The sequence below is a fragment of the Streptococcus mitis genome (assembly GCF_001579035.1).
GTDB lineage: Bacteria > Bacillota > Bacilli > Lactobacillales > Streptococcaceae > Streptococcus > Streptococcus mitis_J.
In genome coordinates this window covers 1-572 of the sequence record NZ_KQ970314.1, presented here as the reverse complement: position 1 = coordinate 572, position 572 = coordinate 1, and the positions used below count along the sequence as shown (strand labels likewise).

General features: G+C 39.0%; 1 protein-coding gene. It reads left to right on the top strand.

The annotated features are described in order from the left end of the window. Positions 1 to 572 (top strand): HAD-IC family P-type ATPase (locus SMIDD26_RS10850; protein ID WP_167747534.1); only part of this gene is annotated, 572 nt, incomplete at both ends.

Below are 572 nucleotides of genomic sequence, written 5' to 3'. Positions count from 1 at the left end.
AGCCGTGGAGGAGGTAACAGTCTTTGCCAAACTTTCTCCTGACCAAAAAGCAAGGATTATTTTGCAATTTAAGGCTAATGGTCATGCTGTAGGCTATATGGGGGATGGAATCAATGACGCTCCTTCTATGAAAGTTGCAGATGTGGGGATTTCTGTTGATACAGCAGTAGATATTGCCAAAGAAACAGCTGATGTTATCCTACTTGATAAGGATCTCATGGTGCTGGAAAAAGGACTTGTTGAAGGTCGTAAGGTCTATGCCAATATGACTAAATATATCAAAATGACAGTGAGTTCTAATTTTGGAAATATCTTATCCCTATTGGTCTCTGGAATCTTTTTGCCATTTTTACCAATGGCACCAGTCCATTTGATTATCCTAAATCTAGTCTATGATTTGTCTTGTATTGCCTTGCCTTTTGACAAGGTTGATAAAGATTTTTTGAGAAATCCGCATACCTGGGAAGCCAAGTCTATCACACGTTTCATGGTTTGGATGGGGCCTATCTCTTCTGCCTTTGATATTTTGACCTTTATTTTGCTCTATTTTATCATTGTACCCATGACGACAG